General features: G+C 46.0%; 16 protein-coding genes, 1 pseudogene and 1 riboswitch. Of the genes and pseudogenes, 2 read left to right on the top strand and 15 right to left on the bottom strand.

The features are described 5' to 3' along the window. Positions 1-351: 351 nt before the first annotated feature. The 14 genes and pseudogenes from HH215_RS35385 to merR1 all read right to left on the bottom strand — a co-directional run bounded on the left by HH215_RS35385 (position 352) and on the right by merR1 (position 10,700). Complete coding sequence (locus HH215_RS35385; protein ID WP_169284751.1) at positions 352-1,056, bottom strand: response regulator transcription factor; 705 nt, start codon at positions 1,054-1,056, stop codon at positions 352-354. Between the two features lie 85 nt (positions 1,057-1,141). Continuing rightward, positions 1,142-1,227, bottom strand: a riboswitch (cyclic di-GMP riboswitch). A 226-nt stretch (positions 1,228-1,453) separates the two neighbouring features. Next, on the bottom strand, positions 1,454-2,845 hold the full coding sequence (ltrA, locus tag HH215_RS35390; RefSeq protein WP_169284752.1) for a group II intron reverse transcriptase/maturase: 1,392 nt from the start codon (positions 2,843-2,845) through the stop codon (positions 1,454-1,456). A gap of 502 nt (positions 2,846-3,347) precedes the next feature. Next, positions 3,348-4,148, bottom strand: coding sequence for an arsenite methyltransferase (locus HH215_RS35395; protein WP_169284753.1), 801 nt, complete (start codon positions 4,146-4,148; stop codon positions 3,348-3,350). Between the two features lie 141 nt (positions 4,149-4,289). Then, positions 4,290-5,363: a flavin-containing monooxygenase gene (locus HH215_RS35400; RefSeq protein ID WP_375140541.1), complete on the bottom strand. Its 1,074-nt coding sequence runs from the start codon at positions 5,361-5,363 to the stop codon at positions 4,290-4,292. Positions 5,364-5,368: 5 nt separating this feature from the next. After that, positions 5,369-5,458 (bottom strand): annotated as a pseudogene (locus HH215_RS37145) (hypothetical protein); the annotation flags it as partial. A 42-nt stretch (positions 5,459-5,500) separates the two neighbouring features. After that, the gene (locus HH215_RS35405) at positions 5,501-5,950 is read right to left on the bottom strand and encodes a MarR family winged helix-turn-helix transcriptional regulator (RefSeq protein ID WP_169284754.1); all 450 of its coding nucleotides are present in this window, start codon (positions 5,948-5,950) and stop codon (positions 5,501-5,503) included. A 100-nt stretch (positions 5,951-6,050) separates the two neighbouring features. Beyond that, positions 6,051-6,494 (bottom strand): protein-tyrosine phosphatase family protein, encoded by a 444-nt coding sequence (locus HH215_RS35410; protein ID WP_049868156.1) that lies wholly within the window; start codon positions 6,492-6,494, stop codon positions 6,051-6,053. 3 nt (positions 6,495-6,497) lie between these two features. Then, entirely contained in the window at positions 6,498-6,968 is a 471-nt protein-coding gene (locus tag HH215_RS35415; protein WP_049869721.1) for an ArsI/CadI family heavy metal resistance metalloenzyme, read from the bottom strand. Positions 6,969-6,978: 10 nt separating this feature from the next. Further along, positions 6,979-7,404, bottom strand: a complete 426-nt coding sequence (gene arsC, locus HH215_RS35420) for an arsenate reductase (thioredoxin) (RefSeq protein ID WP_169284755.1) — start codon at positions 7,402-7,404, stop codon at positions 6,979-6,981. A gap of 29 nt (positions 7,405-7,433) precedes the next feature. After that, positions 7,434-8,846 (bottom strand): arsenic transporter, encoded by a 1,413-nt coding sequence (locus tag HH215_RS35425; protein ID WP_169284756.1) that lies wholly within the window; start codon positions 8,844-8,846, stop codon positions 7,434-7,436. Between the two features lie 17 nt (positions 8,847-8,863). Next, entirely contained in the window at positions 8,864-9,187 is a 324-nt protein-coding gene (locus tag HH215_RS35430; protein ID WP_049868158.1) for an ArsR/SmtB family transcription factor, read from the bottom strand. Positions 9,188-9,201: 14 nt separating this feature from the next. After that, positions 9,202-9,633, bottom strand: a complete 432-nt coding sequence (locus HH215_RS35435) for an arsenate reductase ArsC (protein WP_049868159.1) — start codon at positions 9,631-9,633, stop codon at positions 9,202-9,204. Between the two features lie 194 nt (positions 9,634-9,827). Beyond that, complete coding sequence (locus tag HH215_RS35440) at positions 9,828-10,280, bottom strand: putative iron-sulfur cluster-binding metallochaperone (RefSeq protein WP_169284757.1); 453 nt, start codon at positions 10,278-10,280, stop codon at positions 9,828-9,830. A 24-nt stretch (positions 10,281-10,304) separates the two neighbouring features. Then, positions 10,305-10,700, bottom strand: coding sequence for a mercury resistance transcriptional regulator MerR1 (gene merR1 / locus HH215_RS35445; protein ID WP_169284804.1), 396 nt, complete (start codon positions 10,698-10,700; stop codon positions 10,305-10,307). Positions 10,701-11,194: 494 nt separating this feature from the next. Here merR1 and HH215_RS35455 point away from each other — a divergent pair, with 494 nt between their 5' ends. Then, positions 11,195-11,734 carry a cupin domain-containing protein gene (locus HH215_RS35455; protein WP_084781435.1) on the top strand — a complete coding sequence of 180 codons (540 nt, stop codon included), beginning with the start codon at positions 11,195-11,197 and terminating at the stop codon, positions 11,732-11,734. 201 nt (positions 11,735-11,935) lie between these two features. Here the strand turns inward: HH215_RS35455 and HH215_RS35460 are convergent, their stop codons facing one another. Beyond that, positions 11,936-12,478, bottom strand: coding sequence for a recombinase family protein (locus HH215_RS35460; RefSeq protein ID WP_049868160.1), 543 nt, complete (start codon positions 12,476-12,478; stop codon positions 11,936-11,938). 169 nt (positions 12,479-12,647) lie between these two features. Between HH215_RS35460 and HH215_RS35465 the strand changes: the two genes are divergently transcribed. Beyond that, on the top strand, positions 12,648-14,114 hold the full coding sequence (locus tag HH215_RS35465; protein ID WP_169284758.1) for a SulP family inorganic anion transporter: 1,467 nt from the start codon (positions 12,648-12,650) through the stop codon (positions 14,112-14,114). The last annotated feature ends 2 nt before the right edge of the window (positions 14,115-14,116 follow it).

The following is a 14,116-nucleotide window of genomic DNA, read 5'->3' on the forward strand; positions in this document are numbered from 1 at the left end:
TCACGCTCCGTTTCTAATTGATACATGACGATCATCCCTTCATTGTTATATTGGGGACAGCCGCATAATTACGTAAGTTAAAGGCACCATCCTCTTCATTTTACGAGAGCCTGTCCCATTTTGATTTACTTCAGACTCCGATTCACGACAACAATCTCCAGCATTCATCTTTTTTCTCTCCACCTCCTTTGGTAAGGGATAATATTCCTATTTTTCCTTAGATCACCCCTTCATTTTACCTATTATTAGTTCGAATGGGGAGGGTGATCTTTTTGTCACCCTCTGCCATGATGATTTTGTCGAAAATCCCCGAATTTTCCCAAAGCTTGTTTCAATTTCAGTCCCATTAAATCACGTAGCATAGTGCTGATCATACAGACCTCTTCGTTTCGCCTTCTCAGCAGCTTCTCGAATGGATCGGGTGTCGAATTTACGAGTGATATGACGAACGTGCGATTTTAGGGTGTTCGAAGTAATGCCAAGTAATTCTCTGATAATTGTCTGTCGATAGCCCAAGCCTATGAGCTGCAAAATTTCTTTTTCCGTAGGTGTGAGCATGCAATGCAATTCTTTTCGCTTTATAAGCTCGATCTCATTACGGATTATCGTCGCGACATCCGCATGGAGAGAGGACTGACGTCGGTGAGCTTCTCTGATCGCAACCGGTATGTCCATATAGTTGGACTTTGTAATATAATTGACCGCTCCGGCAACAACCGCATCGACCATGACTTCCGGATCATGTATCGAAGAAAGGACAATAATCGGTAACTCTTTATTTCTGAGAATCTCGGCTGCGGCGTCCAGCCCGTCTCGTTTGGGCGAATTCAAAATCATTTCCAAGATCATTACGTCTACGTCTAATTGTACACTCGCTCGAATCGCTTCCTCTTTTGTCGAAACGATGTTAGATAAATAAATATCTGGCTCGGATTCAAGCAACATAGCGAGTCGCTGTTGCCAAGCTAGGTCACCATCCGCCAGTAATACTTTGATACTCCTGTTCCTACGGATCATATCTTTTATCTCTACAGAAAAGCTTGTTTGTTTGTTCATAATCGATCACCTCTTTTTATTTTCAAATGACAAAAAGACACGCCCTCTCACTGGCGTGCCTACTTGTCATCTTGGTGTGGTTTGAGAGGGTAACCCGGCGATCATTGCACTAGTGCAGAAGACCCGTGGCTTTGCGTCCCTGTCTTTCGATCAGGTTTGCCTTTTTTCCTAGTCTATTCGACATATTTGTATTGATTTATTTTACCATATTTCAATAGATGCCAAAAAGTTTGCTTGGTGTCACACCTTAGTAACGTATGTTCGAACATAGCGCAACCCTCTTCTTGCCAACATTTTAACGAAAATATACGCTAAGCAATCGAGTAGATAGGGGCGGCAAGCCCCTGACCTCTCACACCACCGTACATGCGGGTCCGCATACGGCGGTTCCTAAAGGTTAACGAATTTCAAGATATCGAGAAGTTAGACTTAACAGCCCTTGGTCGTTCCAATAGTAACGGTTAAGGGCGTTATTTATATTTCGGGACATCTCCCAGCATCCTCGCCGGGAGTTTGCCATCATCCTTGCCGCCCATTCAGGCACACCTAAGGCGCGTAAATTTCGAAGTCGGGTTTTGGGTAGCTTCCATTGTTTCCATAGACACATCCGCAACCTACGCCGAATCCATTCGTCTAGGCGTTCGCAGTGCATCTTCGCGGATGCCAAGCGGAAGTAGCCAATCCATCCCATCAGATAGCGGTTTAGTTCTTTCAACCGGCTTTCCATTGAGATACCCCGCGTTCGCGAGGTTATCCCTCTTACGCGCTCTTTCAGTTGTTCCACTTTCTTCGGTGCGATTCGAATTGTCGCGCTTTTGTTGGTCAGAAAACTGAATCCAAGGAATTTGCGCTTCCAAGGGCGGTCTACTGCGCTTTTGTCCCGATTCACTTTTAGTCTAAGCTTCCCCTCCACAAAACGGACAACCGATTCCATCACGCGCTCGCCTGCGCGTTTGCTTCCGACGAAGATGTTGCAATCGTCCGCATAGCGCACAAACTTCAGTCCTCTTCCCGTCAGTTCTTTGTCCAAATCGTCTAACAGAATGTTTGCTAAGAGCGGGCTGAGCGGTCCGCCTTGCGGCGTTCCTTCCAGCGTCTCTTGCCTCATCCCGTCGACCATGACTCCCGCGTTTAGATAAGCTCGAATAAGCTTCAGGACTCGCTTGTCCGAAACTTTCCTAGCTACTCTTGCCATGAGGATGTCGTGATTTACGCGGTCAAAGAACTTCTCCAAGTCCATGTCCACGACCCAGCGACATCCTTCTTGGATGTAGGTCCGCGCCTGTTTCACTGCGTCATGTGCTCGTTTCCTTGGACGGAATCCGAAACTGTTCGGCGAGAATTGCAGATCGAAGATCGGCGTCATCACTTGCATGAGGGCTTGCTGAATAAAGCGATCCATCACGGTTGGGATACCTAACAGCCGCACCCCGCCTCCGGGTTTGGGGATTTCCACCCGTTTGACTGGCATCGGTCTATACGTACCCGCTTGGAGTTCCCACTTTACGGTTTCCCAGCGTTCCCACAAGTGCGCTTGTAGCTCTGCTACCGTCACTTGGTCTATGCCAGGCGCTCCTCCGTTTTGTTTCACACGCTTATAGGCGTCTCGAAGATTGCTCTCTTCGAGCATCCGCTCCAGCAAGTCGTATTGTCCTTCGCGAGAAGTATGGTCGATTTGTGCCGACGAAGAACTCGGCGCTCCGGCATACCCTGGCGGTTTCACCGTTTCTCTTTGCCGCGAGCTCCCTTGCGGGATATTCTGCTGTCGTTGCTCTTCGCGCGAACGCATCGGTTTCTTCTCTCCTTTAAGTTCAGCCCTTCCGTGTGTTGTTGCAACAACACGCGTACTATGGCTTCTGCTGACTCCTGCGGGTTCAGCGCGGCTTTTCAGCCGCGGTTACGAAGTTACTTCGCGTATCCCGCAGGCCTCCCCAGATAAGAACGCCATCTTTCCGCCCGTACTCGCCCAAGTTTACGGCTACAGCCTTTGGCAGCTTAGGATTTCGTCATGGTATGGTGACTCATCCGGCTGCAACCGCCTCAAATTGGATTCGTGTACCTCGAGCCGTGCTTTTGCCTCCGGCTTCCTTCAGATTCCGCCTCGCGGCGGACACCCTTGCCCTTGGCTAATGGTAGGCGCTTGCCAGCCCCCATTCGGGACTTTCACCCTAGAGATGACGCCCATGCTGGGCGTACAAGGCGAAGGCGCTGCCAGTTTACCGGCAGCGCCTTATTATTATGCCGAACATGTTCAACTCAACTCGAGCTGCAACAGTTCGGCCCGTCATGGCTCAAGGCTTGACGGCACGTATCGCGGCGGACACCAGGTATTGTTCGACATTTGCGCCAGGAATCCAATCCTTGATGAACGTCCGGGATTCGTCGTTAGGCTCGATCTCAATTTGGGTAAAACCGCTTTGCGCAAGCATGGCCTCCAGTTCACCGATGGAGGAAGCTCCTGAAATGCACCCTGAATAGATACGGTCGATATCCTGCTTGATTTCATCCGGAAAATCGGCTGTTGCCACGACATCCGATATGGCCAGTCTGCCGCCGTTACGCAGCACACGGAACGCCTCGTCAAAAACCTGCTGCTTCGATGGGGACAGATTAATGACACAGTTTGAAATAATTACGTCAACCGAATGGTCCTGAACCGGCAGATGCTCGATCTCGCCCAGCCGAAATTCCGTATTGGTAAATCCGCTTTTACTGGCATTTTCGCGGGCGCGGCTGACCATTTCCGGTGTCATATCTACACCAATGACGCGGCCGGAAGCACCAACCTGACGGGAGGCAAGAAAGCAATCAAACCCGCCGCCGCTGCCCAGGTCCAGCACGACTTCTCCCGGTTGCAAAGCGGCAATGGCTTGCGGATTGCCACAGCCGAGGCCCAGGTTCGCCCCATCCGGAACGGCTGTCAGTTCTTCTGACGAGTAGCCCATTTTAGCGGAAACATCCGCGGCCGAACTACAGCAATCATTGGCTGGCGCTGGCGTACAACAGGACCCTGCCCCTACGTCCTGTAAGGCGATTTCTTTATACCGATTCCGAACGTTTTGACGAATTTGATCATTACTCACTTGATTCATGAAAGATCACTCCTAGTTTTTTTATACAATCAACAGCAGCTCGCAGCGCAGCAGGCCGTTGGTGTTGCACGAATGATTGGCCGTCGGTTAAAGAATCGGGCCGATTGCTTTGGCATAGCGTCTGACCATTTCCACGCTTCTCTAGCAGATCGTTCGATTTCCCCTTGGCGTTGTTTCATAAGTATTTCCGCAGCAAACCAATTGAGGTTCAAGTCGGTCCCATCCTTTTATCAAAAAATGTAAGTATTCAGTGTTTAAGATGATGCAAAAGCTTTTTAACAACAAACTGCGCGTCCGGCCCCCCCCCCTTAAGGTAGCAGAACCAAAGGAACGCTGCCCTTCCAGCCCCACATAATAAAGCCCCGGAACGTCGCTTATGCCTGCTTGATGTAACGGCCTCCCTTCCGCATCCAGCGCGCCAATCGCTTGAAGGTAGGGAAGATGCGGCCGGTAGCCTGTCGCAAAGATCACCGTATCCACCGGTTCTTTTGTCCCGTTCGGCCAAATGACGCCCTCCTCATAAAAGGACGTAAACATCGGTTGTTGATCCGGTTTTCCTGCCGCTACTTTTTCTTTGTACCCGCCCGAATCGTTCACCGCACTTGAACTCGGCGCAGTTTTCCCGAACCGCCAAAATGGAAAGGTGTCAAATCCAATCAGTTTGATCCAAAAATGCACATCCTGACCCAACAGCCTCGATTTCATGAATTGGACCGGCCGGAGTACCGCTAAAGACGTCTTGCTCACCTCGGCCAGCTCAACACCGATCTGTACGGCAGAATTGCCACGCCCGACCACCACTACGCGTTGATTGCGAAATGGCTCCGGATTCCGGTATTCGGAGGAATGAAGTGTGCGGCCTTGAAACGCCTCCTGCCCCGGCAAAACTGGCGTATAGGGATTGTGAAATGAGCCGGCCGCATTAATGATGGTGCGCGCCCGAAACGTATCCCCTGCTATCGTACGGACCCTAAACCCTTCTCCATCCCTTTCGACCGATGCTACGCGCTGATTGGTCCGAACCGGCAATTGAAATTTTGCCCGATAATCCTGTAAATAACGAATGACTTCATCACGCTTGGGATAGCCATTCGGATCGCCGGGGAACTTCATGCCTGGCATCGACGAGAAACGTGCTGGAGAGAACAGTTTGAGACTATCGTAATAACGCGGCCACGAGCCCCCGCCTCGTCGCCCGCGTCCAAAATCAGAAATCGAAGTCCTTTCTTCTGAAGATGATAGCCGGAAGCCAGACCCGCCTGCCCCCCTCCAATGACAATCGTATCCAATACCTCATTCATACCCAACATCCTCCGATTTATTTGCAATTTGCAAGTATTAGAGAAAAGAAATCACCCGATGGGGGTGGAACAGCAAAGGCTGGATTTTGACATCGCTTCATTCAAAAGCTTAATGGAGCGAATGACCGTTTCTTTTTCAAAATCGTTCATGTGAGAGAAAACTTCAGCTAAATAAGCGTTCATTTGCTGGTCAATCGTCGTGGCCACGTACTTCCCTTCTGTCGTGAGCGAAAGCACATACACCCTGCGGTCGTCCGGATCGGGCGATTTTTTGACCAAATTCATTTTAATTAACGATTGGACTTGTCGGCTAAAGGTCGTAATATCGGTCCCTAACGCCTCGGCTACCTGCTGAATGGACGGTTGATGCTGACGATCGATCTCGTAAAGAATATGGCTTTGCACCAAAGATATATCGCATCCACCGGCGGAGCAGCAATTTTTATTGAGAAACCCAAAACGGCGTGTCATGATCTGAAATAGTTCGCGAACATTTTCCACTGTGGTTCACCTCATGACTTAGTTATACAATATTTATTTGCAAATTGCAAATAAAATAATCGCAATAGAAAACCACTCGGCTGAGTGGTCTCCTGATTGCTTATTTGCCGGGATATAATTTGTGCAACGATTCTCTCTGGGAGGGTTTAATATCAATGATGTTGCGAATGCTCTTCGCCTTGGCCTCGGCTTCGTCAAGCGTGTCGCTTAATCCCAAGGCAAGTAAGGTGCCAGCGGCTACCGTACCGGTCCGTCCCTTTCCACCGCCACAATGAAAAGCAACTTTCTTGTTTTGGTGATAAGCTTCGATGACGGCCTGGATCGCTTGCTCGAAGGCTTTTTCTTGCGGCATAGCAGCATGATCTGCTAACGGAATTTGAATCCATTCCGCACTCGCCGCTGGATAGGCGCAATCCGTCGCTTCGCCGCGCAGATCCACGATCACGTCGATACCTTCATTTTTTACCATCGATTCAACATCGGCTGCCGCGCCCATAAAAATTTTATCAGGAATCAAAGCATGGTAGGTTTTTTCAGACGCCATGGACTATACTCCTTTTTTAAACGATCCAAACTCAATCGGAACCGGGGCCGCTGGCGGCGCGCAGCACAGGGACAAATCCCTGGCTTCTCCGGCGGATTCGAATTCGGAATCTTCTTTTGTGTAGAAAATCTCCCAAGCGTTGCCGTCCGGATCATATACCCAAACTTTATCCTGCACCGCATAGCAGCATGTGGTATTCATCTCGTCAATCAGTAGCAGTCCGCTTTGACGAAGCCTCTCCCCCATGGCCAGCACTTCTTCCGTATTATTCACTTGAAATCCCAAGTGGTTCAGTACACCCTTTTGTTCGAAGGGACGTACATTGAGCGAAAAATGAAGCGCCGGTTCTTCTAACTCGAATTTGGCGTAGTTATCTTTAACCTTACTCGGTTCGGCTCCAAAAAAAGCGCGATAGAACTCAAGAGACTTGTTCAGCTCCGTGCAGTTTAAAGCAACATGCATTCGTTTGATCATCGTCGCCACCTCATTTCCCTTCTTTGACAAATTGTTCAATCCGGCTCTTAATCGAATCGCGAACGGTGCGGAACTGGTTCATAATTTCGTCTTCCGTTCCGGTTGCTTTTGCCGGATCATCAAAACCCCAATGCCATTTCGTTACATTCTTGTTGGAGATCACAGGGCAATGCTCGTCGGCGTGGCCGCACAGGGTAATAACATAATCGGCGTGATTCAAAATATCCGGATCGATCACATCGGAGGTGTTTTTGCTAATATCTACGCCAGCTTCTTGCATGACTTGCACCGCACGCGGATTCAGTCCGTGTGCTTCAAGACCTGCACTTTTAACTTCATATTTATCGCTGCCTAGCGCGTTTAAAAACCCGTCTGCGATTTGGCTTCTGCAAGAATTTCCGGTGCACAAAAAATAAATTAACTGTTTTTTCTCCATGGTGAACAATCTCCTTTGATTTCAATTCATTAATCGCCTTGATGAACTCTTTTCGCTTGTTTACTTCTCATAAAAGTCTTCATGATCATTGCAACTACCACTAGGACGATCACGATCACCGCGATACATAACCATACATTCACCTGTAGCGTCTGGAGAACATAAAGCCATACATAAAGACCGGTGAGCGTAATGAACAACGTGGGAATGGTTAACAGGATACCGACTTTAAAATAATAGCCCCATCTAATTTTCACGTTTTTCGTGGATAGGACATGCAGCCAAAGCAGCGTGGCCAAGGAGCCGATTGGCGTAATTTTCGGCCCTAAGTCCGAACCGATCACATTCGCATAGATCAGCGCCTCACGAATGAACCCATCGGTTTGCGTACCTTGGATGGCCAGCGCATCGATCATGACCGTGGGCATGTTGTTCATAATGGACGACAGGATGGCTGCAATAAAGCCCATACCTACGGTAGCCACAAATAACCCTTGGTCTGCGACCGCTTGAATGACGCTGCCTAGTGCATCCGTAAGTCCGGCATTGCGCAAGCCATAAACGACCACATACATGCCGATAGAGAAGATGACGACAGCCCAGGGAGCGCCTTTGACCAGTTTCCAGGTATGAATCGCAGGGCTTTTTCTCGCCGCGAACAAAAAGGCAATCGCTGCAACCCCGGCAATAATGGATACAGGGATCGAGAAAAATTCGCTAATGAAATACGCAACGAGCAGCGCGGCTAAAATGACCCAAGATAACTTAAACAGCCGCATATCCTTGATGGCTTCCTTCGGCTTTTTCAGTTGCTTAAGATTGTAAGTGTTCGGGATACTCTTCCGGAAATACAGATACAACACAATGAGGCTCGCAATGACGGAAAAGAAATTCGGAACAATCATGCGGCTCGCGTATTCCGCAAAACCGATGTTGAAATAATCCGCAGATACGATGTTAACCAAGTTGCTGACGACAAGCGGTAAAGATGCCGTATCCGCAATGAACCCACTGGCCATAATAAACGGCAGGATCATCTTTTCATCAAACTTAAGTGCCCGGACCATGGCGAGTACAATCGGGGTAATAATCAAGGCCCCGCCATCATTGGCAAACAGGGCGGCAACCGCCGATCCCAGCAGGATGATAAATACAAACATGAGCAGGCCGTTTCCGCGGGCCAGCCGCGCCATATGCAATGCAGCCCACTCAAAAAATCCGATTTCATCCAGCACCAGTGAGATTAAAATAATGGCCACAAACGCCAAGGTAGCGTTCCACACGATACCGGTTACGGTGCCGACGTCCGCGAAGCTGACCACACCAAAGAGCAAAGCAAAGATCGCTCCGGCACTTGCCGACCAGCCGATATTTAATCCTTTCGGTTGCCAAATGACAAAAAGCAACGTTACCAAGAAAATGAAAATCGCCACATAAACCATTTATGCTTCCTCCTGAACTACGTACAGCAATCATTGGTTTCGCAAACGGCAGGCTCAATCAGCGCCGCTTGCGAAGGAATTTCTTTTAGAATATCCAAAATATAAGGCTTGTCTTCCAGGCAGAGCGAATAATAAACCCACTGTCCCCTGCGAGACTCTTTGACCAGGCCCCCGTCCCGCAGCTTGCGCATATGCTGACTGATATTGGGCTGGCTCGTTTTCAAAATGTCCACGATCTCGCACACGCACAGTTCCTTCACCTGCAACAAGGCTACGATAGTGAGTCTGTTCCGGTCCCCCAATAGCTTCAAGGCATCCGCTACTTCTTCTAGTTTGCTCAACTGCTTCACTCCTTTTAAGCGACGGGAATGTCCATCCCTTTTAACAACCCGATTACTTTCTCCCGAATCTCGTCACGCGCTCTCTTCACGTCTTCCAGGTTGCCGCCGTCTACAGCCAACGGGTCGGGGATGTTCCACTCGACGTTCATGATCTTAAACGGTACGATAGGACAGCGTTCTACAATTTGTTCGCACAACTTGACGATGGCATTCGACGCTAGAAAAAATTTCATATCGATTTTTTTGCAAACATGCTGGGAAAGATCGATGCCTACCTCGCGCATAGCTTCAACGGTGTAAGGATGCACTTCTTTCGATGGTTCTAATCCGGCACTCTCCACCACCACATGATCCCCGCCATAAAACTTAGCAAAGGCTTCGGCCATCTGACTTCGGCACCGATTTTGCCCGCAAAGGAAATAAATCCGCGTAACATCCCGTTTCATTCTCCCACACTCCCCTACCCCTTGTAAATAGCCATATAATTATTTGCTTATTTCAAATATGATTTTACATGCCAATTGTTATCGCAGTATTAACGTTGAAAAAGAAAAAAGCAGCCGCCGGGGAAGGAACTGCGATGTTTTCGATTAATTTTCACCGGGTGAAACGATATAGATTTCGTAAGATTGACAAGAAATTAGATCTTGTCAAGGCTCCGGATGAATGACGTGACATTGCCCAAACAGCAGGCTCCTTGTGGGTTATTAACCTCACACCCACAGCGACCAGCTTGAATTTGTTCTCTTATATGATCAATTGGATTCTGATTTTCCTGAACGGCTTGTATTAAGCGTTCTCTTGTCCATCCGAAGCAGTAACAAACGGGTACTTCCAATGCAGCGTCTTTTTGGAACACCGAAACTTTGAGCATATCTTTGCCAAATGTCTGCTCATCACTAAAATAGACAACTTCGCAAGATGAATTCGCGCAAAAAGTGTAAGTTAATTCAGGGTATATTGTTTCTAACGCGGTTGGTTGAAGCAATGCCTTGAGCGTAATCAATTGAATAGTTTTGCCCTTTTGGTAACAAACAGGGCATTGAATTGATTTTGTTGGATTATCAGTGGAAGTTTGACAACAGCTATGCATTTTGTATCACTCCTTGTGCAGTCTTTAATTCATCACTGTTTTAATAATGGGGCATTCATAAATATCTTTGTTTTCGGGGCATCTTTCTTTAAGGTCTACCAACATCCGTTCAATTCTTCGGAGGTCTTCAATTTTACGCTGGATGTCCTCTATCTTTTGAACAGTGAAATCATACATATCGCGGCACTTTACTTCATCCCGATCAACAACACCTAACAATTTGTCAATTTCATTTAATACGAATCCCAATTCCTGCATGCGTTTAATAAATGTTATACGATCGGCTGTTTGTTCTGGATATATTCGGTAGCCTGAATCGGTACGAGAAGGTTCTGCAATTAAACCGATTCGTTCATAATACCGGATAGTTTCTTTGTTAACGTTACATTTATCAGCAAGTTCTCCGATACGAAACTGCATTTGCTTCACCTCACACGTAGTATAAACCCTGTACTTAAGTACAGGGTCAAATAGATATTCTTCCTCTTTAATTAAAAAGAATTCATTACCGAGAATGTTTGTGCACCCACATTTTTTTACATCGCTTTTTGGGAAGTCCTTAGCGTACAGAATTTCCGAAATGTTGGCGTTACCATATATACGCTTCGCCTTTCGCTTCAAGGACGTAAGCACTTTCAATTATATTTTATTACATTGACTTTGCGGGTGGAACTAATATGGGGGAGAAAGTACACATGAAGCTGGGATATGGCCGTGTGTCGGCTAAAGATCAAAAACCGGAACGACAGTTCGTCAAGTTCCAGGAGTTGGGCATCTAGGACCATTTGTAAATAGTTTGTATTTGTCTTGTGATTATTTAGGCTCTTGCCCATTACTGCAGGTTTTGCACTCCTTTATATAGGCAGTTGCATATGATAAAAAAGTAAACACTGAATCATAAGAGGAGAATGAGTATGTTCCATAAATCATGCCATCACTATCAATGGCATAATCCGATGCATAACAGCTGGAATAACAACTATCGGGATTATAATCCTCACTATTACAATTGGTATAATACTGATAGTAATCCCTACGGAAAAATGAAATTAAGAGATTATGGACAAAGTCCACTTGTAGTGAATATTGACCAGGCAGCAAAGCAAAACAAAACTTACCGTACCGCTTTATGGACAGGAAAACATTTTCAAGTGACTCTGATGAGTATTAATGTTGGCGATGATATCGGTTTAGAAGTCCATCCGACAACTGATCAATTCATACGTATTGAAGAAGGTCAGGGACTTGTTCAAATGGGTGATAGGAAGGACAAATTGGATTTTCAAGTAATGGCCTATGATGACTATGCAATTATGATACCTGCTGGAAAATGGCACAATGTAACCAACACAGGCAATACCCCCCTTAAAGTTTACGTTATCTATGCGCCTCCTGAGCATCCATATGGTACAGTTCATGAAACAAAAGCAATTGCACTGTCTGCTGAAGGTTAGTTAAATCCAATTATTCCAACTTTATTTCGTCCCGGTCCGGAACCCAGGCCGGGTTAATTGGGGTATTACCAGCGTCACTGTCACGAAGTCCAAAAGTATGGAACAAAATAGTTTGTTGAATATGACTCATAAATTTCCAAGAAGGCCGGGTGGTATCAGCTTCGCTGGTACTCCCCCTAAGGCAGTCTATATTGGACTAGATCAACTCTCCAAATAGCGATATAGTGTAGTTTTACTAATTCCCGTCTCTTCCTTTATCTGTGCAAGACTATACTTTTGACTCTGATACATATGAATGGCTCGTTTCACATTCTCATCAGGCTTTCGCGGACGGCCAGGACTCATTCCTTTTTGTTTCGCCTCATACAATCCCTTTTTAGTATTCTCACTAATGACATCACTTTGAAAATTCAATAAATAATTTACGCTGTCATGAAATGAGTATCCTGATGATTGATTCGTATTTATCCCTTCGCCAACAGTATAGAGATATGACCTTTTTTCATTTAATTGATTTAATAGCTCTGCTAGATGCCGGGTAGAATCCGCAAATGAAAATAGCCTTGCAACAACAACTGTATCCCCTGGTTGAAGTTCATTCATCATTTTTATTAACATTACTCTTTTTTTAGGGGATGAATGCTCCTCAGTGAAGAATTGGTCACAATTCAGTTCTTTCAAAGTCTCTATTTGGATTTTACAATTTAAATCATCTTGATAGGGTCTCATATAACCAATTAACATAACGTGCCCTCCTTACTGCAGAAGCCCTTTTGAAAGCATACCACAAAAAAGGGACCTAAAAGGTTCCATTTTGGTCCTTTTGGTGATAAAATGAATGAGCCTAATACGGAACCTGACTTTTATGAGAGTTAAAAGTCACACTAAAAATAAATAAGGAGTGGAAGTAAACGTGGTTGAAAGAATAAAAAGAGAGTGGTTTTCAAACATAAGGGGCGACATACTTGCTGGAATTGTTGTCGCTTTGGCTCTCATTCCAGAAGCGATTGCCTTTTCCATTATTGCCGGTGTCGATCCTATGGTTGGTTTATATGCCTCTTTTTGTATCGCAGTCATTATAGCCTTTGTAGGCGGTCGTCCAGGTATGATTTCCGCCGCTACTGGCGCGATGGCTTTGCTGATGGTACCTCTAGTTAAAGATTACGGATTACAATATTTATTAGCCGCCACTATACTCACCGGGATCATACAACTTATTTTTGGATTATTCAAGATTGCAAAGCTAATGAAATTTATTCCTAGAGCCGTCATGATCGGTTTTGTTAACGCACTCGCAATCCTGATATTTATGGCGCAGGTCCCTCATTTTGTTGGCATATCAACTCTGACTTATGTGTTTGTTGCTATTACTTTGATTATTGTATATGTATTGCCTCGTTTTTTCAAAGCCATACCAGCCCCATTAATCGCTATTATCATCCTTACATCGGTTGCCATCTGGGGACATTTAGATTTAGGAACGGTTGGGGATTTAGGAAGAATCACTCAAACCCTGCCTTCTTTCTTTATCCCGGACATTCCATTTAATTTTGAAACACTTCAAATCATCTTTCCTTACTCTGTCGCTTTAGCCATTGTCGGATTACTGGAATCGTTGCTTACATCCTCTATCGTTGATGATATGACAGGAACAGAAAGCAACAAGAACAGAGAATCCAGAGGACAGGGTATCGCAAATATTATTACAGGTTTCTTTGGCGGTATGGCTGGATGTGCCATGATCGGTCAATCTGTAATCAACGTCAAATCAGGGGGCCGCGGCAGGTTGTCCACGTTAGTTGCAGGTCTGTTCTTAATATTTCTGATTCTTGTATTAGGCGGATTGGTTGTACAAATACCGATGCCTGTTTTGGTTGGGATTATGATTATGGTATCGATTGGCACATTTGATTGGACATCATTTTCGTATCTGCGTAAAGCTCCAAAGACGGATGCTCTTGTAATGTTGACTACGGTCATTATCGTTGTGGCGACTCATGACCTCTCCAAAGGCGTTATAGCCGGTGTTATTCTTAGCGCTATCTTCTTTGTGGCCAAAATTTCAAAACTAGAGGTTAGAAGACGGCAGACCAGCAAAGAAATCATATTTGATGTAACGGGTCAATTGTTCTTTGCCTCTGTGGAAGGCTTCATAAAAGCCTTTGACTTTAATATCGCTGATGATATAAATATTGTGATTGATTTCTCTCATGCACACATTTGGGACGACTCTGGCGTAGGCGCAGTAGATAAAGTAGTCATCAAATATCGTGAAAACAATAATCATGTCACAATTAAAGGACTAAATGCATCTAGCAAAAAAATTATAGATAAGTTAGCCGTATACCAAGATGCAAATGCTCAATTAAAAGCACACTAATG

Origin of the sequence: Cohnella herbarum, assembly GCF_012849095.1 — a bacterium.
Lineage (GTDB): Bacteria > Bacillota > Bacilli > Paenibacillales > Paenibacillaceae > Cohnella > Cohnella herbarum.

Coding starts and splice junctions, on each gene's coding strand:
- arsC (WP_169284755.1), bottom strand. CDS start 7,404: ATGGAGAAAAAACAGTTAATTTATTTTTTGTGCACCGGAAATTCTTGC.
- HH215_RS35435 (WP_049868159.1), bottom strand. CDS start 9,633: ATGAAACGGGATGTTACGCGGATTTATTTCCTTTGCGGGCAAAATCGG.
- HH215_RS35425 (WP_169284756.1), bottom strand. CDS start 8,846: ATGGTTTATGTGGCGATTTTCATTTTCTTGGTAACGTTGCTTTTTGTC.
- HH215_RS35385 (WP_169284751.1), bottom strand. CDS start 1,056: ATGAACAAACAAACAAGCTTTTCTGTAGAGATAAAAGATATGATCCGT.
- HH215_RS35395 (WP_169284753.1), bottom strand. CDS start 4,148: ATGAATCAAGTGAGTAATGATCAAATTCGTCAAAACGTTCGGAATCGG.
- ltrA (WP_169284752.1), bottom strand. CDS start 2,845: ATGCGTTCGCGCGAAGAGCAACGACAGCAGAATATCCCGCAAGGGAGC.
- HH215_RS35410 (WP_049868156.1), bottom strand. CDS start 6,494: ATGGCGTCTGAAAAAACCTACCATGCTTTGATTCCTGATAAAATTTTT.
- HH215_RS35415 (WP_049869721.1), bottom strand. CDS start 6,968: ATGATCAAACGAATGCATGTTGCTTTAAACTGCACGGAGCTGAACAAG.
- merR1 (WP_169284804.1), bottom strand. CDS start 10,700: ATGCAGTTTCGTATCGGAGAACTTGCTGATAAATGTAACGTTAACAAA.
- HH215_RS35455 (WP_084781435.1), top strand. CDS start 11,195: ATGTTCCATAAATCATGCCATCACTATCAATGGCATAATCCGATGCAT.
- HH215_RS35440 (WP_169284757.1), bottom strand. CDS start 10,280: ATGCATAGCTGTTGTCAAACTTCCACTGATAATCCAACAAAATCAATT.
- HH215_RS35460 (WP_049868160.1), bottom strand. CDS start 12,478: ATGTTAATTGGTTATATGAGACCCTATCAAGATGATTTAAATTGTAAA.